Consider the following 21,658-nt stretch of genomic DNA (forward strand, 5'->3'; position numbering starts at 1 on the left):
ATCCACGGATGGACTCGCTGCGTGTCGGTGAGTGAATGCCATGGCGAGCCGCTGCCAGTGAATATCAGCAAACGTTAAGCAACCAACCATCCTTGCCGCTTGGCTGTAATCCCACAACACTCACTCAGCGAGAGGCTTCAAACCAATGTGAGCGGCTTCAAATTGTGAATAGGATTTTCAAAGTGATACTAGGGGATTGCACCTAAGAGATAAAAACCTTCATAATCAGCCTTCAATCAATCGATTGATTTTCACTTTATCAAGGTCACTTTCTCAAGGTAGCTATGACATTTTCGTTGTTAGATATTTCTGCATTGGTGTGGTTTATCGTTTCTTGGGCTGGCTACACCGCCTTTGCCCGTAGCAAGGCGAGAGATACAGACTGTATTGCCCGTGGTCTGCATAAGCATAGAATTTACTGGATGCTTGAGGTGATGACCCGCGGTGTGCGCGTGGGTGATGCGGCACTACTGGCCAACTTAGAACGCAATATTGCCTTTTTTGCCTCGACCACGCTGTTTGTGCTTGCGGGTGTACTGACCTTATTTGCGCAAGTTGAACGACTAGAAAGTGTTATTGCGACGATTCCCTTCGCTACGCCACCGAATCATGCGCTGGTGCAAGTCAAGTTAGCTCTGCTAGTCGGCATTTTTGTGATGGCCTTCTTCCAGTTTACTTGGTCAATGCGTCAATACGGCTTTGTGAACGTGATGATAGGCGCGGGTCCTCTGGACACCGATGGCTCAAATGACAATCTCAAAGCCTATGCAAGACAAATGGCGACAGTGCAAGATCAAGCGGCACACTCCTATAACTATGGTTTACGCGCCTATTACTTTTCAATGGCGGTATTGTGCTGGTTTGTACACCCGATACTCTTTATCTCGGCCAGCTTATTTGTGGTAGCAACCTTATATCGCCGCGAGTTCAAGTCCCGTGCCGTTCTGGCGATCACGGCAGCGAAAGGCCATCTCCAAATAGAGAGCCAAGTGCGAGAAACCGCCCGCAACCATAAAATAGAATCATAGCCTTGGCGGTTTAGGCCGCTGGCGTCATCTTGATTGGAATTATTGTTCTATACTCTTTGGGTCATGTTTCTATTGAATTACTGGGAGAGTGCCATGAGCGATAACTTATTAACCTTAGATGAAGTGTGCAAAATGCTAGATAAAACACCAGCGACCATCAAACGCTTCGCTCGGGAGAATTTACTCTCAAGTGTTCAAGATGGTGACGAATTAAAATTCCCTGAAGCGGAAGTTAAACGCTACCTCGCCTTTTCACAACGCTTAGGCTAAAACGCATCAAGTAACTCACGGCAAATAAAACTGAGTCATCAGTATTTAAGCCGTTTGAATTTGTAAAGGTGGCTTGAATTGAAATGTGATACTCGAATTTAAGTATGCTGCTTAAGTTTAAGTCGTCGATAGCAAGTTAAAACAGGCAGTGAATGCGATATGGACAGTGACGCTCAAAGGGATTTGAACTGAGCTATAGCGGTTTGTTTCGAAGGATTGGTTAGCCGAATTTAGCGGTGCAAGCCATTAAACTTAAGCTATGGAACTTTAAGCTATTAAACCTCAAGCTGTTAATCCAAAAAATTCAATCCATTACTTATTATTTAAAGCCTGCTGCAACTGCCGATAGGATAACCACTCCCGCTGCGTTTCACTTAAACCCAAATCGGCGGCGAGTTGTTGCAATTGCACTTCATATTTAGGCAATAGGGTTTCATCATTGGTCATAATCGCGAGTTCAGCAAAATCCCCTAAACCTTCGATATGATCGATTGTTAGATGAAATTCACCCAGAAAATAGATACTGCGGCGCTTTTTAATTTCCAGTACACACTCATAACCTAAGGTATGCAGCATACTTTTTGCTTTTGTTGCTTCAGTGATATTCACGGCTTCACAGCGGTCTTTTTCTGGCCCTTTCACTATCCACAGCATTATCCCCGATGGCTGCATCTCACGGATACACAAGCTCTTGTGCTCACCTTTAAGTGACTGTGATGGCAGATCAAAGTAACAGTCATGCTCAAGGTTATCTTCGAGCATGACCTCGGGATTTCTCATTTGTAAGGCAGCGAAAAAATCGTGGCGATCCAATAAGCGATATTTAAGCTCGACCTCAAACTTACCATTAAAATGAGCATTAATTTGTGGGGCTAACGCTTCTGGCATCGCAGGGTTCATAGATTCATATCCGCTTTTAATGAGTAAAATATATCGCTATTTATAATATTGAGCGCCAACATCTTAATTCCAAAAGATTAAATCCAAAACCTTAAGCGAGTCTTTGGTACAAGGCCTGATACTCCACACAGTCTTCAATTAAGCTCTGGTGAGTACCAGACGCAATAATCTTCCCCTGACCGAGTAGATGAATTTGATCCATCTTCGCCATAGCAGTTAAACGATGGCTAATCATAAGTAAGGTTTTATCCTGAGCAAATTCAAACAGTAAACTTAAAATTTCCCGCTCGGTGCGTTTATCTAGCCCTTCGGTTGGCTCATCTAGCAATAACAGCGGTGCATCACGCAGCAGCGCCCTAGCAACACCAATACGGCGCTGCTCGCCGCCCGAAAGCTGACGTCCACCTTCACCTATCCACATATCCAGCGGCTTATCACCCGTGAGTAAAGCGCCAAGCCCAACCCGCTGTAACACATCAATCAAGCGTGCGTCGTGGGCCGTGCGTTTCTCGCCCTCGATAACAGGTAAGGCTAATACTAAATTTTCCCGCAAAGTACCTGCAAACAAATAGATGCGTTGACTAATCACAGTAATCGCATCCCTAAGACCGCGCTCACTGTACTCTGAAAGTGCATGACCATCGAGCTTGATGTGCCCTTGCTGCGCTTGCCATTCTCGGGTAATCAGCGTCAATAAGCTCGACTTACCGCACCCCGTTGGTCCAAGTAACGCGACTTTTTGCCCAGCTTTTATCTCAAGGGACAAACCTTGCAGCACGTTTTGATCGTCTCGATAACCAAAGTGGATACCTTCAATCTGTAATGCGCCAGACTTTGCCCTCAAGCCAGTATCGACAGCAAATTGAATATCGGCCTTTTGTTCGGTGATTTCATTAATTCGCGTTACGGCCAATACGCAACCTGACAAATGCTGAAACGCGCCCGCAATCGGCATCATCATCTCGACGCAGGCCATAGTCGCAAACACCATAAGTGCAAACATGGGCCCCGGCGGCACGGCATCACCCACACCTTGAGCGGCTAAATAAAGCATCATGATCAAGGCTGAGCCCGTGGAGAGGATCAACATGGCTTGGCTGAGAGCAGTGATATTGGCCATCGCGCTTTGGCTGCGAAAAAGTGCAATTTCAGCATCATTCAGTTTCTGCCTGAATCTGTTGTTCGCGCCAAATAGGCTAAGTTCGGCTTGGCCTTGCAACATATCGAGCAACTGCACCCGATAATGACGCTTGGTTTCGAGCATAGTCCGGCTTGGCGCGTGTCCAAGGCGATAAAATAGCAGTGGCATCACCAGCCAAACAGCGACTAAGAATAAGCAAAGACTGAGAGCAAGTTTGGCATCGAACCAAGCGAGGAATAGATACAAGAGCCCAGTCATCAGAAGTGATGCTGCCATAGGCGTGAGCAGTCGCAGGTAAAGATGATCTAGGGTATCGATATCGGCCACTAAGCGATTGAGCATGTCGCCACGGCGCAGCCCCTGCAGATTTTTAGCACTGAGCGGCAAGAGTTTACACCACGCCCAAACACGAAGTTCAGTCAGCAACTTAAAGGTCGCCTCATGGGTCGCTAAACGCTCGCCATAACGACTAGCGGTTCGGGCAATTGATAAGAAACGCACGCCGCCCGCAGGAGTGAAAAAGTTAAAGGACTGCGCCGTAACTATCGTCAAACCCGCGACCGCGGTAGCGGAAAGAAACCAGCCCGAAAGTGACAGTAAACCTATGCCGGCCATCAAAGTAATAATGGTCAGCAGCAAGCCCACGGACATCATCAGCCATTGACGCGAGAACAATCGAATAAAGGGGATCAGCACTTTCATTGGGCATCTCCTTTAGTAGACTCGGCTGCACTGTCGAGTGGAGCGTCACTATCAAGCTGCGTCTCACTGGCGCTTGCCGATAACGGTACAAGTTCAATATCCGCCACGGACTCAACATTTTCACGCAGTAAAGTTTGAAATAAACCGTGTGTATTAGACAAAGTGGTAAAGTCGCCCCGCTGTACTATCAAGCCTTTATCGAGCACAAGAATAGTATCCATTTGATCTAACTGATCTAATCTGTGGGTCACCATAATGCACATCTTACCCGCCATGGCGCGATTCAGCGCAGAACTCACCGCCTGCTCACTCTGGCTATCTAAACTGGCTGTGGGTTCATCAAGGACAAACAAACTCGTTTGCTGCCCAAGCGCCCTTGCTAAAGCAATACGTTGAGCTTGGCCAACGGATAAACCGGAGGATTGTTCACCGACTGGGGCATCTAAACCCAATGGCTGCGCCTTAACGAAGTCGCTGATATTGGCCTCAGCCAGTAAGTGCCACAGCTTATCGTCGGGCAGAGTTGGGTCGGCTAAGGCCACGTTATCCCGCACTGTGCCGTGAAATAACTGCGGTTCCTGTCCAAGCCAAGCTAAGTGCTGTCGCCAATGGGCTAAGTCTAATGCGGATAACTCATGGCCATTAATCAACAAATGGCCCTTGTAGGGTAAAAATCCCAATAAGGCGTTGAGTAAACTGGTTTTACCCGCGCCACTCGGGCCAACTAAGGCTAAGCGTTCACCCTCTTTTAACTCAAAACTCAGCGGGCCAAGTAAACGCGTGCCATCGACACTGAACACCTCAAGATTGTCGGCACTCAGCGTCTCTATGCTATTGATACGGACGTGGCCGGCAAATTCAGGTTCCGGATGTTCTAGCAAGGTAATCAAAGCTTCTGCCGCGCCTATAGCCTGCGCCTTAGCATGGTAATGAGTCCCCATGTCGCGCAGCGGTTGATAAAACTCAGGAGCTAAAATCAGAATAAATAGCCCAGTAAATAAGCTGAAAGGAATACCGCCCATGTCAGGATCTGTACTTGAACTAATATTGGCATGGGCGCCATAATAGCCAAAATCTAAGTGACCTAAGTAACTGAAACCAAAGTAAACCGCCAATACTGCAATCGATACCGCGGCAAAAAACTCTAAGACTGCCGAGCTTAAAAATGCCATGCGTAGCACCGACATAGTGCGGCTACGAAACTCCTCCGAAGCAGTAGCGATCACCTTAAGCTCGGCATCACCACGGTGGAAGAGTTTCAACGTGCTTAAGCCTTTTAATCTATCCATAAAATGGCCGCTCAATCTTGCAAGCGCACTGAAGTTTTTGCGATTAGCATCGGCAGCGCCCATGCCAACTAAGATCATAAACATAGGGATTAATGGCGCTGTGAGTAACAGGATTAAGCCTGCCGCCCAGTTAATCGGGAATACCGCCGCTAAAATGAGTACGGGAATAAAACCAGCAAGACTGATTTGCGGAAGGTATCTGGCATAAAAATCTTGTAAATCTTCGACTTGCTCTAAGACTATGCTTGCCCAACTCCCTGCGGGTTTACCTTTAATAAACGCCGGACCTAGCTTAGTCAACTTATCCATCACTGCCGCGCGAATATGGCCACGTAGACGCTTACCCGCCTCAAAACTGGCGCGCTCACGCCCATAAGCCAGCAAGGCACGCAGTAACATCAAGGCAATTAGCGCAATAAAATGAGGTGTATAGGTATCAATACTCACGCTGGAACTGATCGTTTGGGCATTGTCAGTTAGCGGTACGACTTGCTGCCCTATGATCACGCCATCCAGAATCGTCGCAATAATATAAGCCTGTGCCACCATAGCGACGGCGCTTATCATCCCAAGCCATAACGACAATTTAAGGAACAGGCCACAGGCTTTTTTTTGCGCCTTAAGCCAAACGAGAAGGGATTTTTCTAACGACTTATCCATGGTGCTCCAACAAGAAAACAATTAAGCGACTCGTAGCGGGGATCGACTATCGATAACAATTCAGTTTAAGGGGCTTGCAACAGCTAAAAAGTTCCGATAGGGACGCAGTATCGCAGGCATCTACAACAGATGAAACCCTATCACAGACTTTTGCTAGCGGACTCACAAAAACGAGCTAAAGATAAATAAATCTAGGAGTTAACGGAACTTTACCTAGTACTAGCCTGATTTTAAAAACTTAGGTAGCATGAAGCTCTTTGTATTAAATGTCCTCTATCTATGCCAAATAAAAATGCTGGTTTCACCCTGATTGAACTCGTTGTGGTTATTATTATTCTTGGCGTATTAGCCGTAGTAGCTGCGCCTAAATTCATTAATTTACAATCAGATGCCTATAAGAGTCAGCTCTCAGGTGCACTGGCTTCGATGAAATCCGCCGTCACTTTATTCAAATCAAAGTCGGAAATTACTAACAGCGGCACCACGAATAGAGTCGTTTACGACGAAATCCGTGGCGAAAACTATCAGCCTTGGGCTGCCAGCACCAGCGGTATAACGCCAAGTACGGCTTACACGACTCCGCCAGAAATTTTTAAAGCGGCAGGGCTAAATGTGAATGAGTGGTCCTATCGAATTTACACCACCAACGGCACCTATGAAGTTATCGCCACACCAAAGCAAAAACTGAACCTTGCCACGCCCACAGAAGCGCAAGTCGAAGCGACAAATTGTTATATCGACTATAAATGGGAGACAACGGGCGTCCCCACTTATAAAAAAGTCGACACTGGTTGCTAGGCGACCTTAACGATAAAATATCTATAGAAAAACAGCGAGTTAACCTGATGTTATCTCGCTGTTTTATTTACGCCCTAAACTCATTTTGTTGTTAATGCTTACGTTTACAATTAAGCATTTTTAAAGAGTTCGCGCTTATTGCACTCCACCGTATTTCACTAGCACATGCCAGAGCAACTTAAGTTCATGGGCGACTTGCGCACGATTACCGCGGTCACGCCAATGCTGGGGCGAATGGTATAAATCCCGCGCCGCCACGCCTATGGCATAGGCATCAACTCTGTCTTCTATGGCGATACGATTAGCGAGCGATGGCATAGTCGGCCCGCGAAAATCGCTTGGGATCTGCGCCGTATGTAGGCTAAAACCATCATGATATTGCAGCTCGATATCATATCTGTCGCAAATCTTGCTTAAGCTGGCGCCAATATCAGTGCCTTTAAAACTTGGATCGGCCACCAGCATGGCGATATCTTCATCGAGGGAAACATCACCGTGGATCTGCGCCTCGATATAATGATCGAGATTATTCGATAACGGCCGCTCGAAACGTGACAGCAAGGAAGCATTGAGCTGATGCCCCAAATAATGAATCACATTAAGCGGCTTAAAGTCGGATTTGCCTAGGGCATAGTGACGCTCAAAACTCTCGGTCAGCAGCGCCGCTAACACATCATCGAAGCATGATAGCGTACCCTTCTCTTTCGGATTACGATACGAGTCAAGATAACTAAAGGTTGAACGCGCCATCGCACTCGTATGAGTCAAAAAATAACAGCTTCCAAAACGTGGGGCGGGACCGTCCTGCCACATCCCCAGATCGAGTGCACCGTATTTAGGCCGAGATTTAGTGCCCTTGTATACATCACCAAAAAGCTGATTTTCCCAATGATCCCGTGGGCCACCTAACTCAGGTGACAACTGGCCATTAGAAATATGGGTCTCAAACTGGCTGCGGTATTGACCATCCCGCAGTAAACCTTCGGCCACAGTCATACCACGGCTATCGATTCTATCGGGATGAAAATGCAGAGCAATTCGGCCACAGTTGAGCAATTGTTTAAGCGCGAGTTGCATCTCATGCATGGGGATATTTGACATCTGCTGCACATTTTTAATCACAGCGACGGCTTGTTCACTGCGTCCTCGTGCAAGGCGTTCAATATGCTGTATCGCTGTCATAATCCACCTATAAATGAGAGGCGTTTAACCGTTCCTACAATGCCTCATCCTAAAATAAACGTGAGATAAATCGCAAGCATGCAGAGAACGGCTCTTAAGCCACTCCATCTAAATGACTAAGTTAAACATGAATGACTCAGGTAAACGTGACCGTGAAAACACTCAATAATTCTTTCGCTCGGTTCATTGTTAAAAATTCAGCGAATAACATCAATCACGAACTGAACAGATAGCTAAACCAATTGCGTCATTGATTAATTCTACTCCAATCGACTTTAGTTTATACCACTCTCATTATTGTTGCGTGATCTACCGCTAACTCATTCTAACTCTAGATAAAAAATGCCTATGACTTCAATTGATATTATGGACTAAGCCTAATAGTCATCTTATTCCTTGAAATCAATTAACTTCCATAACCTCAAACTCTGCCATCTAAACTTGCGCCTAAAAGATAAGCGAGGCCGAGTGAAAGCCGCCGACAAGCGATTTATGTGCCAATATGAATGAAACCCAGCCCAAAAACCTTTATTAGATGGCACTTAAAGCCCTGATCCTGTAAGCTGCACGCCCGCCAGCAGACCTGGCTATTGACCATAAATGCAGCACAGTGTTGCCACAAGAGACCAATCTATGAGTTTTACCTCCCTGGGCTTATCGGCCCCGATACTTAAAGCCGTTGCCGAACAAGGCTACGACACACCTTCGCCAATCCAAGCTCAAGCAATTCCCGCTGTGCTTCAAGGCAAAGATGTGATGGCGGCCGCCCAAACAGGAACAGGTAAAACAGCAGGTTTCACCCTACCTATGCTCGAACTCCTGAGTAAAGGTAACCGTGCCCAAGCAGGCCAAGTGCGCGCATTAGTGTTAACTCCGACACGCGAATTGGCAGCTCAGGTTGCAGAAAGTGTTGAAACCTATGGTAAGAATTTACCACTGCGCTCAGCGGTGATATTTGGTGGCGTGCCTATCAATCCACAAATCGCGAAATTGCGCCACGGTGTCGACGTATTAGTCGCGACGCCTGGTCGATTGATGGATCTATATAATCAAAAAGCGGTGAAATTCAGCCAGCTTGAAATCTTAGTGTTAGATGAAGCCGATCGCATGCTCGACATGGGCTTTATCCGCGATATCCGTAAAATTTTGGCCATTTTACCTAAGCAACGTCAAAACCTGATGTTCTCAGCCACCTTCTCCGATGAAATTCGTGAGCTGGCAAAAGGCCTAGTCAATGATCCAGTCGAAATTTCGGTCACGCCACGTAACGCGGCAGCGACCACAGTAAAACAATGGGTTTGCCCAGTTGATAAGAGCCAAAAATCGGCACTCTTGATCCAACTCATCAAGCAAAACGATTGGCAACAAGTGTTGGTATTCTCGCGCACTAAACATGGCGCTAACCGTCTGGCGAAAAGCCTTGAAGAGGCAGGTATCAAAGCCGCCGCTATCCACGGTAACAAGAGCCAAACAGCCCGTACTAAAGCCTTGGCAGACTTTAAAAATGGTCAAGCTCGCGTACTTGTAGCAACCGATATCGCCGCCCGCGGTTTGGACATTGACCAATTGCCACAAGTGGTTAACTTCGACTTACCGAACGTGCCAGAAGATTATGTGCATCGTATCGGCCGTACTGGCCGCGCTGGCGCATCGGGTCAAGCCGTGTCACTGGTAAGTAACGAAGAAATCAAACTGCTAAACGATATCGAGCGTTTAATCAATCGCGTATTAGACCGTGAAATGGTTGAAGGCTTTAACCATGAATTGCCAGAATCACGTTTAGGTGGCGGCGGAAAAAGTAGCGGTAAATCAGTACCAAGCCGTAGAAATACCCGCAGCTCAAACCAACCTAGCTCACGCGATGGTGCTCCAAGAAGCGCCGAGCATAAAGACGGTCAACGCAGCGGTGACGTCGCGCGCGGCCACAAGCCAAACGACAAGAATCCAAGACACAGCGGTGAAGCCAGTAGTGCCCCCCGCAGTGATGCCAAACCTCGTCCACCACGTTCAAATGATGGCCGAGCCAATAGCGCAGGCGCTAGTCGTCCAACTGAAAGCCGTTCAGGCGCTGGCGAAAATCGTGGCCAAGCGGGTGAGAATCCTTACGCCAATGGCCCAAAGAAAAACACCCGTCGCCCAAATAACGGTGCGAGTCGTCCAAGACATTCACAGGATTAATGCAAAAGCTAAGCAAACTTGCTTAGCGATTTAGCCGTATTAAGTCCTAAACAGAAACGCCCAACTCCGTATGGAATTGGGCGTTTTTGTTTGTCTTAGTTTGTCTTTATCGATGCTTAGCTCGTTATCTACGCTTTGAACAATAATCGGCTTGAACAATCACTGCCTTAAAAACAGCCTAAAACGGCAACCTAAATTAATTCGCCTTTGTATCTGGCAACTGCTGCAGGACTTCATCCGTAAAATAGGGTTCATCTTCAACCCAAAAAATGTAGTCTAAGCCTAGGTAGTTTTGTGCAAAATTCAACAGCTCAGGCACAGTATTCTTTTTACCCGTTTTAGGATTAATCTGCCGCAAATTACCGTCTTGCACCGCCATACCTTTCACCAGTGTCGCTGGGTACTCTTTAATAAAGGCATAACTTTGTGCCATATGACTTTTACGGTAAGGCATCAGATCTGGGCCACCCACACCCATGTTGAGCGATTTGGCTTGCGCAAATAAGCCTCGCATATAGCCTTTGTCATTCCATGGCAGCCATTCGTCTGGCAAAAAGTTCAAATACACCATAGCGGTTGAATGCTGAAATGACTCAGCTAATACCTGCATATTCTCACCAATCGCATCGATATAGGCTTTAGGATTAAAATCACTGGGGAAGGTGGTCGTTCCATCGGCGTTTTCAGTCCCCACATCAATTGAGCTTTCACTAAAGTTAATGCCCGCAATTTTCCCATCAAACTCTTGGCCTAGCTGGCGCACCAATTGCTGATAACGCGCACGCACTGAGGGCTCCCACATTTTGGCTGACCAGCCATACTCATCATCCGTCACCGGTTTATTGGGATCACGCTCTGGTGCACTCAACATGCTTTGCTTCAACACACCGCCTTGATAAATAGGATCATCGAGCAAATAACGCGGCACATTGACTCTGGGCGTAAAGGATTTCTCTTGCAGCTGGATCCACAATTTTTTGCCTATCGAATCGAGATACGCAATATCGGCCCTAATCGCACTGAAATCATATTCGCCCTGCTTAGGCTCTAAACTGCGCCAAGTATAAACAATCTGCGCACCGCCAAAACGGGGATCGCGCAGCGCCTTGTCGGCACGAATGTTTTCTCCGTTGGCCTCACGATGATTAATGTAGATGAAGTGCTGTAACGGTTGCGGCTCTGGCAGAGTTGATGCAGCGCTCGCTGCGCTTAAAAAGATGCTTAGTAAAATAGTCCATCGAAACATAAATACTCCAAACCGATGCAGCCTTATCACCTGACAAAGCCGTTTATCTGCTCATTTATTTTTTACTCAGAATAACTTCTAACACAGGCAAGCTGAGGGGCATATCAATTAAGCAGACAAATACAAAGTGTTACTTAATCGCCCAATAAGATTCGCGGTGAAGTAGACACAAAGGTGTAATGACTACCGCTATAAAAACCAACAAAAAAGGGAATAAACCTGAGTTTATTCCCTTTAAAAATAGAGCGAATTAAATCGAGGTACGATTCAACTCAAGCTAGGCCAAACTTACTTCATTGGCCAAGCGCGGTAAGATTTTCCTTTAATGCGGCCACCAGTAATTTTGTTCAGTGCTTTCTTGGCAACCTTACGATTAACGGCCACATAGGCGCGGTAATCGGTCACTTGGATTTTACCCACCTGTGAGCCTTCGATACCATTTTCGCCCGTCAGCGCGCCTAAGATATCCCCTGGACGCAGTTTCTCCTTCTTACCGCCATCGATCTGTAAAGTGATCATGGTTGGGGCTGAAGGCGTGTTGCCGAGCAGACTTTCTGATGGCAGTGATTCGCTGGTGATTTCGCGCTCTAAATACTCTTCTAACAAGGCAATTTTGTAACCGTCTTGGTCGTTATAGAAGGTATAAGCGGCGCCTTTACTGCCCGCGCGGCCAGTACGACCGATACGGTGAATATGCACTTCGGTGTCATAGGCGACGTGATAGTTGAACACTGCATCCAGCGCATCGATATCTAAACCACGGGCGGCAACGTCAGTCGCCACTAATACACAGGCACTCTTATTAGCAAATTGCAGCAGGGTTTCGTCCCTGTCTCTTTGCTCTAAATCGCCGTGCAAAGCCAATACGCTAAAGCCTAAACCTTCGAGCTCATCGGCCACTTTTTGAGTTTCGCGTTTCGTGTTACAGAACACCACTGCGCTTTCAGGCTTATGTTCTAACAACAATAATTGCAGCGCTTGCATACGCGCCTTGTCATCGTCTAAATGATAAAAATGTTGAGCTATGCTTAAGCTATCGTGATTACCTTCAACTTTAACCATGCTTGGGTCATACATGATTTGCTTAGCAATCGATTGAATTTGCTCCGGGAACGTCGCGCTAAATAGCAGCGTCTGACGCTCACGTGGCGCTTGTTCGATAATCGCATCGAGAGCAGGTTGGAAGCCCATTTCTAACATGCGATCGGCTTCATCGAGCACTAACATGTTGAGATTGCTTAAATCTAAGCGATTGCGATCTAAGTGATCGACGATACGGCCAGGCGTACCCACAATAATGTGCGCGCCGTGCTCCAGCGAGCCAACCTGTGGCCCCATAGGCACACCGCCGCAAAGTGTCAGTACTTTAACGTTATGAATACCACGGGCAAGAGTACGGATTTCCTGCGCCACTTGGTCGGCCAACTCGCGGGTTGGGCATAACACTAAGGTTTGAATGCGAAAGCGTTTAACGTCTAACTTGTTCAGTAACCCTAAGCCAAAGGCGGCCGTTTTACCCGAGCCAGTTTTACCCTGACCTATCACATCCTGCCCCGCTAAGATGGGTGGCAAACTTTGCGCCTGAATTGGCGTCATCTCGTTGTAGCCCATAGAAGAAAGGTTCTCAAGCAGTTCGGGTTTTAGCTTAAGAGTCGAAAAAGCCATTGATGGATTAGGCTTAGTATCAGAGTTGCTCAAGGTGAATATCCTGTGGTGGGTAACGAAGCGGCTGCTAGGTTACTGAAATTGCGTTACTTATCGATTAAACTGGTCTATCAAGATTCAGGTTAGCTTTGGGCTAGCTTGAGTTTAGATTTAAGCGCTAGGCTCGCTCAACCCAAAAGCACGGCTATTGTAACAACAAAGCGCGGCTTTTGCCTCAAGTCCTTAAGCAATAGACATAGCAGACGTAAACAGCAACAAAAAAAGCCCTGTAGGAATACAGGGCTTAGGGCTAACTTAAATTGGCTTGGATTTAGAATTAGCTCAGCGTGGCAGATTTAACAAATTACGCGATCTGGCCGAAACGCCCTTCTTGGTAATCGCGAATCGCCTGCTGAATCTCCGCTTGGGTGTTCATCACAAAGGGACCCATCTGGACGATTTTTTCACGGATAGGTTTACCCGCAAACAGTAGCATCCCAGCGCCGCGCTCATCGGCTTTAAGCTTAAGCACACTTTGGCTATCGATCACTAAAAACTCGCCCTGATGATGTTGATTTGAAGCAGATGACCACTGTGAATCTTCACCCTTGCTTGAATCGCTTTTATATAAGTCACCTTGATACAAGTACAAGGCGACAAACTCGTGTTGAGACAAATCGAGCGTGGCCTCAGCATTTGGCGATAGACTTAAATCAGCAATAGCAGCCTCCCCCGCTAATCCTTGAATAGCCGCACTAATAAATGGCTGATCTTTAAAGCCCCAATCACCCGCTAAGGCTTTTAAGCTAGCGCCAGTGTTATTGGTCACTTCAACGCTCGCGCTACCCGCAGTATCTTGATACTTAGCTGGACGCAGCTTGTCTTTGGCGGGCATGTTGACCCAAATTTGGAATCCATGCAGACCATCAACCGCATCGGCCAGCGGCATTTCAGAGTGTACTACTCCGAACCCGGTGCTCATCCACTGCACATCGCCGGCACGAATCGCCTTCACATTACCCATTTGGTCACGGTGCTCAAAACCGCCCTTACGAATATAAGTGAAGGTCTCCATTCCGCGATGAGGATGTGCGGGGAAGCCACCGATAAAATCTTGTTCATCATCGGATTTTATTTCGTCGATCATCAAGAAAGGATCAAATTTAGTCGTCACAAAATCGGCGACACGGCGAATATTGACCCCATCGCCATCCATCGCGGCTTTGGCGGAAAACTGACTTAATACTTTCATTGCTGCTCTCCTATCGGTTGAGCAAAGCGATACGTGAAACGCCAAGACCGTACGGCTAACACAAGACGCAAACGCTTTGCTGATGGAGGCAGAATAACAAGGAAGTTTACAAAAGAATAACGCGAAATCACGACCTAAACATTCGAAAAAATAGAACGATAGGCTGTTGATATCCACTCACACAGGTTTGTCATAGCATTAGCGTAACCTGTCGATTAAAAAGCCTTACGCAGCACGCTTTTGGACATTTTCGAGTTAGCTCGTTAGCTCGAATTAGTGAGTTTCGGATTAAGATTTCTATGGGTAACGCTTGCCTAACCGACGCAAAATAGCAGTCTAAAATTAGCGACTTAGGAGTGCAAGCCTGCTGTTGTGCTTCCTTTAGTTTAGGCGCTTGATGGAGAGCCAATTACTCGACTAGGCTATATCCTTTTTATGCTCAAGAATGTTTTCAGCTTGCTTCTTGTAAGTTAACGAATTAACGGTAGTGTTGTATTTGTTCTTCATTTCCTGAGCAATAGAGTTGTGTAATTCTTCAAGCTCTATATCCATTTCACTCACAGTCTTTTCAAAACCTTTTTTGAGCTGCTTTACCACTGGGAGTGAATCTAGAGATTCCCATAGAGTATTCTTTATAAAGCCGCCCATAAATTCCCAACTTGCCATTACAGAAAAATAGGAACCAGACTTATTCTGCCTTAAAAGTGATAATAGTTGCTTAATACTATTGATTGTTTTAATGCTATCAATTTCACCGCTAGCAATCATTTTCTCTAAAGTACTTATTAAGGCATCAAAAAACTCAGGAAGCTTACTTTCTTTTTTAAATCTTTCGTACATTTCATCAAAATGAAAGTCAGCATCATCTTTCTCCTTAGATAAAGACCATTTATGTTGCAATAGATCATTTCTAACTGGCGATATATTACTAAAAAGATATTTGTTTGCGTCATCTATTTTCAGATTATCGATGTACCACTTGCACCACTGTAAAGTTATTTTCAGCCAGTCTGGACGATCTGCTGTAGCAAGAGACATAGATAAATTATTTGCAGCATCTAGATTAGCTTGGCAATTTTTCTCTTTCGTGTCTTTATTTTCACCAATTAAAGCATCAAAAAGAGCATCATTGGTTTTCTTTAAATTATTATGCCTTTCCGTTAATAGCCTCATAAAATAGTTAAGACTTTCATTGTTATCCATTTACAACTCCAATACTTACGATGGCTATCTAACGTCTTAGTATTTATGCGCTGCGCTGTTTGCAGCGCATAAATTAAAAATCTGGCTATCCATTTTAGATCAACAATATAATATTAAGGTTGGGTGTCTCTGTTTCTTACATTGTTTCTTACAACATTAATAAACCTACGGGTTACTCACCAGCGACAACTGCATCTCGTCCGCATACAGCAAGTTAAGATCTTGTAGCTAAAGCTAAAGTAAATAAATCAAATGCAGCTAATTTAGCCTCATTTTCAGTGTCAAATTTACGATATAAATATTTTGAAAAACTACTATTTTTCGAACTTACCGTAGCTCCCCATTTATCCTCTTTGTTATACACAGTTACCCAAAAACCTTCTATATTTAAACGCGGATTACCTTTATGTGATAACTTCCATTTTCTTGTTAACCAGCGTTTTTTGCGACTTGCCCAGTTTCTCGCCACTCTTTCCCTGTTCGAGGCTGCACTCAAATTACCTTCCAAATGACCGGCACATACACAACCAACTTTAAGAATAATCGGATAGTTCAGATGCTGCATATGATGAACATACCTAACATTCTGAGATTCACACATTTCACAAGTAATATCAGGTTCTTCTAAGTCTTCAATGTGAACACAAGTCCATCCTTTATGAGGTACGCCGGATTCAGACCATTTTCCTCTTCTTTGAGAAACTAGCTGTTCTTCACATTCATAAACATTCATTTAGATTCGCCATCTATTTAGAGAAACCTAGCGCCGTAAGCTGGGACAACAAAGAATTCAAGCTACCTATGTTCATATAACCTACAACACTTATCACGCCATTGCCAAACGTATTTATGATGTTAATTAGCGATGACGTTACCGACTGATTATTATCAAAAGACCGTGATTACAGTTCGAAACAGGTGTACTCAGAGATAAATCGAATTAAGCACTAGCATGGAAGTGACCGTTGGCGGCATGGATGCCGCCGTCGAGCCTATAGGGATATATTCACGGCGTGTCACTGGAATGCGAGTGGTTAATGAGTTGCGCACCTTTACTCACAAAGCTACAAACGGAAAAATAAGAGATAGGACAGGCATCCTCAGCCGAAGCGATCCAATTGAATTAAAGCTTCAACCTAATCCGGTTTAAACACGCCGATCACTGCGCCGGTGGCTTTTTCTGTCACCTTTTCATCGGTTTGCTGTTCACGGTAGTCACACTCTGTGCATTCAACGGTTTCGATGCCGTTTTGTTTGTAGAGTAAAATGCTGTCTTTGGCGCTGCATTTTGGGCACTTAGCACCAGCTACGAAACGCTTTTTGATTTTAGTGTTTGTCATAATAGATAAAGGACCAGATAGCAGGGCCAAGGAACTCGGCCGAAGAAATTGGCGCTATTTTGCCACACTGATGATTGAATGCCAGTGTTACCTGAAAGTATGAGGCCTTAAGCCAATGTGATGCGATTCGCTCAAGATCGTCCTGAAAAGTCGAATAATTGTCCGAGTTATCGGGTCAGGCTGTGGTTTGAAACTGGGTTGTACGCTATTATCTGTGCCCTGACGAATTCACGTTCTAACCAAGTTGTAGTCAATGATCAGCATCAACCAAGCGCAATTAATCCGTGGCAGCAAAACCCTGCTAGATGAGACCTCTCTCACGATTTATCCCGGCCATAAGGTCGGTTTAGTCGGTGCTAACGGCACAGGCAAATCCTCACTGCTCGCATTAATTTTAGGTCACTTAAGCCTAGATAAAGGTGAATTTAGTCTGCCTTCTGGCTGGCAAATTGCCACTGTGGCCCAAGAAACCCCTGCGCTCGACGTCTCGGCACTGGAATATGTGATCGATGGCGATAGCGAATATCGTCAATTAGAAGCCCTATTACACAAGGCCCAAGAAGATAACGACGGCAATGCCATCGCACTCTTACACGGCAAAATCGACGCTATCGGTGGTTATGCGATTCATTCGCGCGCGGGTTCATTGTTAGCGGGTTTAGGCTTTAGTGAAGCCGAGCAAAGCAATCCAGTGAAAAGCTTTTCGGGCGGTTGGCGTATGCGCCTCAACTTAGCCCAAGCGCTACTGTGCCGCTCTGACTTATTACTCCTCGACGAACCGACCAACCACTTGGACTTAGATACCATGTACTGGCTCGAAGGTTGGATTAAGTCCTATCAAGGCACGCTGATTTTAATCAGCCATGATAGGGACTTTATCGATGAAATCGTTGATGAAATCGTCCACGTTGAAAATCAAAAACTCAATTTCTACAAAGGCAATTACAGTGCCTTTGAGCGCATTCGTGCCGAACGTATGTCGCAACAACAGGTCGCCTTCGAACGCCAACAAAAAGAACGTGCGCACATGCAGTCCTTCGTTGACCGTTTCCGTTACAAGGCGAGTAAAGCCAAACAAGCGCAGAGCCGCTTAAAGGCGCTAGAGCGCATGACTGAGTTGTTGCCGTCTCAAGCCGATAGCCCCTTTTATATGGAGTTTCGTGCTCCAGAAGCCCTGCCCAATCCGCTGATTAAGATGGAGCAAGTCGCAATAGGCTATGGCGATAAGCCCATCCTGAGCAAGGTACATTTAAACTTAGTGCCGGGTGCACGCATTGGTTTACTCGGCCGTAACGGCGCGGGTAAATCGACATTAATCAAGCTGTTATCGGGTCAATTATCGCCAATGACAGGTTTGTATGAACCTAATCCCGGCGTTAATATTGGCTACTTTGCCCAGCATCAAATCGAATTTTTACGCCTCGATGATACGCCGATGCAGCATTTAGTACGTCTTGCACCCAATGCCAGAGAGCAAGAGTTGCGTAACTTCTTAGGCGGTTTTGGCTTTAACGGCGATATGGCGCTTTCACCTGTACGCCCCTTTTCTGGCGGCGAGAAAGCCCGTTTAGTGTTGGCGCTATTAGTTTGGCAACGCCCTAACCTATTGCTGCTCGATGAACCCACCAACCATTTAGACTTAGAGATGCGCCACGCCCTGACAATGGCACTGCAAACCTTTGAAGGTGCTATGGTTGTCGTCTCGCATGATAGGCATTTACTGCGTTTAACCTGTAGTGATTATTATCTGGTGGATCAAGGTGAAGTGCGCGCCTTCGACGGTGACTTAGACGATTATCACCAATGGTTGCTCGATGCGGCGAAAGCCAACTCGAATCAAAACAGCACCAGCGACGAGATCAAACCTGCCGCCGATAAAAAACAGCAAAAACGCCTCGAGGCCGAGATCCGCCAAAAGGTATCGCCGCTCAAGCGCAAACAAACTAAGTTAGAAACCGAGCAACAAAAGCTGAGCGAACGCCTCGCCGAGCTAGAACACTTGCTGGCCGATAGCGAATTGTATGATCAAGATAACAAAGCCAAGCTAACCTCGGTATTAACCGAGCGAACGAGCTTGACGCAAACCTTAGAAGACAGTGAAATGCAATGGCTCGAGTTGCAAGAAGAGATAGATGCAATGGAGCAAGAGGTCATGGAGCAACAATAACTCCAGCGTTCTTTTAAATAAAAGTCAGTAGCAGCGGCAATACAAGGAAATAGTATGGCGGTTTTAACCCAGTTCGACAGTCAACTCTGGCAATGGTGTGATATGAGCTATGCGCAAAACAAAGCGCTCTGTCTCGAATTGCAAAATAGCTGTCAGGTGAACGTCAATCTACTGCTACTGGCACAATATTTAGATATCACTATGGATGTGTCTGGGCCGCAGCAATACAGCCCAGACCAATGGCAAGCACTGATGAATGCTGTAGGTGAATGGGATGAAAGGTTTCTCACGCCCTACCGCAAATTACGTAAACTCGCTAAGTCCAGCCTAAATGAGCAAGAGTATCAGCAGATGCTCGCCGTTGAGCTAATGATGGAACGTAAAGCGCAGCGAACCATCTTGAATAAACTCAATGAACTCAGCCCAAGCGGCCAAGCAACAAATCTAGTGAGCTACTTAAGCCTGTTTGGACTCAGTGACATTGATGCCAACGAAATCGGCCTCATTGCGCCCTGACCTAAGTTAATCAAGTTAGAACAAGCTCAACCATGTTAGCTCAAACTCAATCAAATTGACGTGAGCCGCTAACAGCTGCGGCCTTGCGGATAGCGTTCACAGTCATCCTTGATCACCAACCAGTTCAACTGACTCTCAGTATAAATATGGTACTTAGGCTGAACTTGGTTAGCATCGTCCAGACTCGCTATGCTCAAGGTCAAATAATCGGGATATTGAGTATGTCGGTAAGTTAACGATGTACCGCACTTGTCACAAAATCCACGGCGAATAAACTCAGACGATGCAAACTCAGTCACCTGACCTTTAAGCCAAATCACTTGGCTGAGTTTAAAATCCATCCAAGCCCCAAATGCAGAGCCCGTGCTTTTTTGGCACGAACGGCAGTGGCAATAATCCGCATCAAAGGGTTCACCTTCTATCTGATAACGAATCGCGCCGCATAAGCAACCACCTTCCCGTAATGTGTTTTCAGACATTCACACCCCATCAAGCTTTATCAAGCTAAGCTGCATTTTGATAAGATAACATCAGGCTTTACCGTCAGTGAGCTTCTGTGCGAGTGCGGTGGCATTACGTGCCGTGATGCCATAAATCGACAGCTGCGGGTTAGCGCCAAGGCTGGTCGGGAAGATAGACCCATCCATTACAGATAAATTCTCTAAATAGTGCGACTGACCATAACTGTTGACCATAGAAAGCTTTTTATCTTCGCCGAAGGGACAACCGCCCATCACATGCGCCGATGCAACGATAGTGCGCAGTGGCGCGAGTGACATCTGCGCAATGCTCTCTTTAGCGTCTTTCCACGAAGATAAGTAAGGCATACCATCGCTGATCGGCAACACTTTTAAGGCGCCCGCCGAGAATTGTAACTCCGCCATACTAGCAAAAGCGCGTCTCGCGGCCCGCCAAAAAGCATCGGTCAACGGATAATCTAAAGCAAAGCCCTTATCCGTTAAGTGTACTTCACCGCCTTGACTGTCGGGATGATAGCCATCGCGGATCAAAGCGATAGTCACTTGCAACTGATTGAATTGTGACATTAACTCAGCATGACTCGTACCATAACCTAAGGTTTTAGAGGCAATTAAAATCGGATGCACCGGCGGCACTTCGAGTTTATAACCCAGCTCACCATCGGCGCCATTGTTCCACACAAATTCATCGGAATAGATAGATTGCGGCGCACCGCTATGGCCATTGATCGAATCGGCAAATACGCCGCCGGATAACAAAGTAGGATGTAAAAAGGTGCGTTTACCCAAAAGTTGGTGGGGATCGGGCACTTGCGAACGCATCAAAATCGTCGGTGTATGGATAGCACCCGCACTCAAAATATAATGTTTAGCCTTAAATAACAGCTCAACGTCAGTGGGTCGTAAATTCACATCCAGCGCCTGCGCCTTTAACGCAAACACTTGACCATTATGGTGCTCAATCTTAGTCACTTTAGCGCGACTGATCAGCTGCGCGCCTTTCTCAAGTGCCGCGGGAATCGTAGTGACTAACATAGATTGCTTCGCATTGACCGGACAACCCATTCCGCAATAGCCGGTATTCCAGCAACCCGCCACATTGCGTTTAATCACAGTGTATTCCCAGCCAAGATTGATACAACCTTGCTTCAGGGCGGCATTATTGCGATTAGGCTCATAATTCCATTCATGAATGTTGAGCCGTTGTTCCATTTGCTCAAACCAAGGATCTAAACTCTCGCGATTAAGCCCAGCAACCGACTTATGTTGCGCCCAAAAAGCTAACGCCTCGGTCGGAGTGCGAATAGAAGTGGTCCAGTTAACTGTGGTTGAGCCACCGACTGCGCGGCCTTGAAAAATCCCGATCGCCTTATCGGCGGTTTTCATCGCCGCAGCTTGTTGATACAAGTTGGGGTAAGCGACCCGCTCTTCCATATTAAAATCGCTGGAGGATTTTAGCGGTCCCGCCTCAATCATGATCACGCTCAACCCAGCTTGGGTGAGGATTTCAGCCGCCACACCGCCGCCAGCACCTGTGCCGACAATAATCACATCGGCTTCAAACTGCTGGTTTTCTTGCAATTGGCTCGCATCAGTGTGCAACCAACCAGAGTTTAAACCATTCACTATAGGATCTATGATTGCCAACTTGAGTGCTCCACTG

The 21,658-nt window shown here is 46.3% G+C and carries 18 protein-coding genes; 6 read left to right on the forward strand and 12 right to left on the reverse strand.

The genetic code is table 11. The features are described 5' to 3' along the window. Positions 1-284 precede the first annotated feature (284 nt). Together L5L97_RS16910 and L5L97_RS16915 are read left to right on the forward strand one after the other, a co-directional pair. Positions 285-1,028, forward strand: coding sequence for a DUF599 domain-containing protein (locus L5L97_RS16910; protein ID WP_131524297.1), 744 nt, complete (start codon positions 285-287; stop codon positions 1,026-1,028). Between the two features lie 93 nt (positions 1,029-1,121). Continuing rightward, positions 1,122-1,298 (forward strand): helix-turn-helix domain-containing protein, encoded by a 177-nt coding sequence (locus tag L5L97_RS16915; protein ID WP_006082937.1) that lies wholly within the window; start codon positions 1,122-1,124, stop codon positions 1,296-1,298. A 312-nt stretch (positions 1,299-1,610) separates the two neighbouring features. Here L5L97_RS16915 and cyaB read toward each other — a convergent pair whose 3' ends face one another. The 3 genes from cyaB to cydD form a co-directional block, all read right to left on the reverse strand. Beyond that, a complete protein-coding gene (gene cyaB / locus L5L97_RS16920; protein WP_263175838.1) occupies positions 1,611-2,198 on the reverse strand; it encodes a class IV adenylate cyclase in 588 nt (195 codons plus the stop codon). A gap of 91 nt (positions 2,199-2,289) precedes the next feature. Beyond that, positions 2,290-4,041, reverse strand: a complete 1,752-nt coding sequence (gene cydC, locus L5L97_RS16925) for a heme ABC transporter ATP-binding protein/permease CydC (protein ID WP_263183033.1) — start codon at positions 4,039-4,041, stop codon at positions 2,290-2,292. After that, positions 4,038-5,990: a heme ABC transporter permease/ATP-binding protein CydD gene (cydD, locus tag L5L97_RS16930; RefSeq protein WP_263183035.1), complete on the reverse strand. Its 1,953-nt coding sequence runs from the start codon at positions 5,988-5,990 to the stop codon at positions 4,038-4,040. Before cydD ends, cydC begins: the two co-directional genes overlap by 4 nt. 279 nt (positions 5,991-6,269) lie before the next feature. Between cydD and L5L97_RS16935 the strand changes: the two genes are divergently transcribed. After that, positions 6,270-6,788, forward strand: coding sequence for a type II secretion system protein (locus L5L97_RS16935; protein ID WP_263178635.1), 519 nt, complete (start codon positions 6,270-6,272; stop codon positions 6,786-6,788). Between the two features lie 135 nt (positions 6,789-6,923). Here L5L97_RS16935 and L5L97_RS16940 read toward each other — a convergent pair whose 3' ends face one another. Beyond that, positions 6,924-7,970: a DUF3626 domain-containing protein gene (locus L5L97_RS16940; protein ID WP_263183037.1), complete on the reverse strand. Its 1,047-nt coding sequence runs from the start codon at positions 7,968-7,970 to the stop codon at positions 6,924-6,926. 633 nt (positions 7,971-8,603) lie between these two features. Between L5L97_RS16940 and L5L97_RS16945 the strand changes: the two genes are divergently transcribed. Next, entirely contained in the window at positions 8,604-10,148 is a 1,545-nt protein-coding gene (locus tag L5L97_RS16945; RefSeq protein ID WP_168822533.1) for a DEAD/DEAH box helicase, read from the forward strand. 196 nt (positions 10,149-10,344) lie between these two features. Here L5L97_RS16945 and L5L97_RS16950 read toward each other — a convergent pair whose 3' ends face one another. The 6 genes from L5L97_RS16950 to L5L97_RS16975 all read right to left on the reverse strand — a co-directional run bounded on the left by L5L97_RS16950 (position 10,345) and on the right by L5L97_RS16975 (position 16,833). Continuing rightward, on the reverse strand, positions 10,345-11,394 hold the full coding sequence (locus L5L97_RS16950; protein WP_263183042.1) for a hypothetical protein: 1,050 nt from the start codon (positions 11,392-11,394) through the stop codon (positions 10,345-10,347). A 288-nt stretch (positions 11,395-11,682) separates the two neighbouring features. Next, the gene (gene dbpA, locus L5L97_RS16955) at positions 11,683-13,059 is read right to left on the reverse strand and encodes an ATP-dependent RNA helicase DbpA (RefSeq protein ID WP_173497897.1); all 1,377 of its coding nucleotides are present in this window, start codon (positions 13,057-13,059) and stop codon (positions 11,683-11,685) included. 343 nt (positions 13,060-13,402) lie between these two features. After that, complete coding sequence (locus tag L5L97_RS16960) at positions 13,403-14,290, reverse strand: pirin family protein (protein ID WP_263178631.1); 888 nt, start codon at positions 14,288-14,290, stop codon at positions 13,403-13,405. A gap of 417 nt (positions 14,291-14,707) precedes the next feature. Further along, positions 14,708-15,493: a hypothetical protein gene (locus L5L97_RS16965; RefSeq protein ID WP_263183044.1), complete on the reverse strand. Its 786-nt coding sequence runs from the start codon at positions 15,491-15,493 to the stop codon at positions 14,708-14,710. 214 nt (positions 15,494-15,707) lie between these two features. After that, positions 15,708-16,226 (reverse strand): hypothetical protein, encoded by a 519-nt coding sequence (locus L5L97_RS16970; protein ID WP_263183046.1) that lies wholly within the window; start codon positions 16,224-16,226, stop codon positions 15,708-15,710. Between the two features lie 403 nt (positions 16,227-16,629). After that, entirely contained in the window at positions 16,630-16,833 is a 204-nt protein-coding gene (locus L5L97_RS16975) for a YheV family putative zinc ribbon protein (protein WP_263183047.1), read from the reverse strand. A gap of 253 nt (positions 16,834-17,086) precedes the next feature. On the opposite strand from L5L97_RS16975, the gene L5L97_RS16980 reads away from it, so the two are divergent. Further along, positions 17,087-19,000: an ABC transporter ATP-binding protein gene (locus tag L5L97_RS16980; RefSeq protein WP_198572870.1), complete on the forward strand. Its 1,914-nt coding sequence runs from the start codon at positions 17,087-17,089 to the stop codon at positions 18,998-19,000. A gap of 54 nt (positions 19,001-19,054) precedes the next feature. After that, positions 19,055-19,516, forward strand: coding sequence for a TIGR02444 family protein (locus L5L97_RS16985; RefSeq protein ID WP_263183048.1), 462 nt, complete (start codon positions 19,055-19,057; stop codon positions 19,514-19,516). Between the two features lie 68 nt (positions 19,517-19,584). Here the strand turns inward: L5L97_RS16985 and L5L97_RS16990 are convergent, their stop codons facing one another. Together L5L97_RS16990 and L5L97_RS16995 are read right to left on the reverse strand one after the other, a co-directional pair. Further along, positions 19,585-19,995, reverse strand: coding sequence for a GFA family protein (locus tag L5L97_RS16990; RefSeq protein ID WP_263183050.1), 411 nt, complete (start codon positions 19,993-19,995; stop codon positions 19,585-19,587). A 51-nt stretch (positions 19,996-20,046) separates the two neighbouring features. Next, entirely contained in the window at positions 20,047-21,642 is a 1,596-nt protein-coding gene (locus L5L97_RS16995; protein ID WP_263183052.1) for a GMC family oxidoreductase, read from the reverse strand. Positions 21,643-21,658: the final 16 nt, after the last annotated feature.

Source organism: Shewanella sp. SM71 (assembly GCF_025653905.1).
Taxonomy (GTDB): Bacteria; Pseudomonadota; Gammaproteobacteria; order Enterobacterales; family Shewanellaceae; genus Shewanella; species Shewanella oncorhynchi.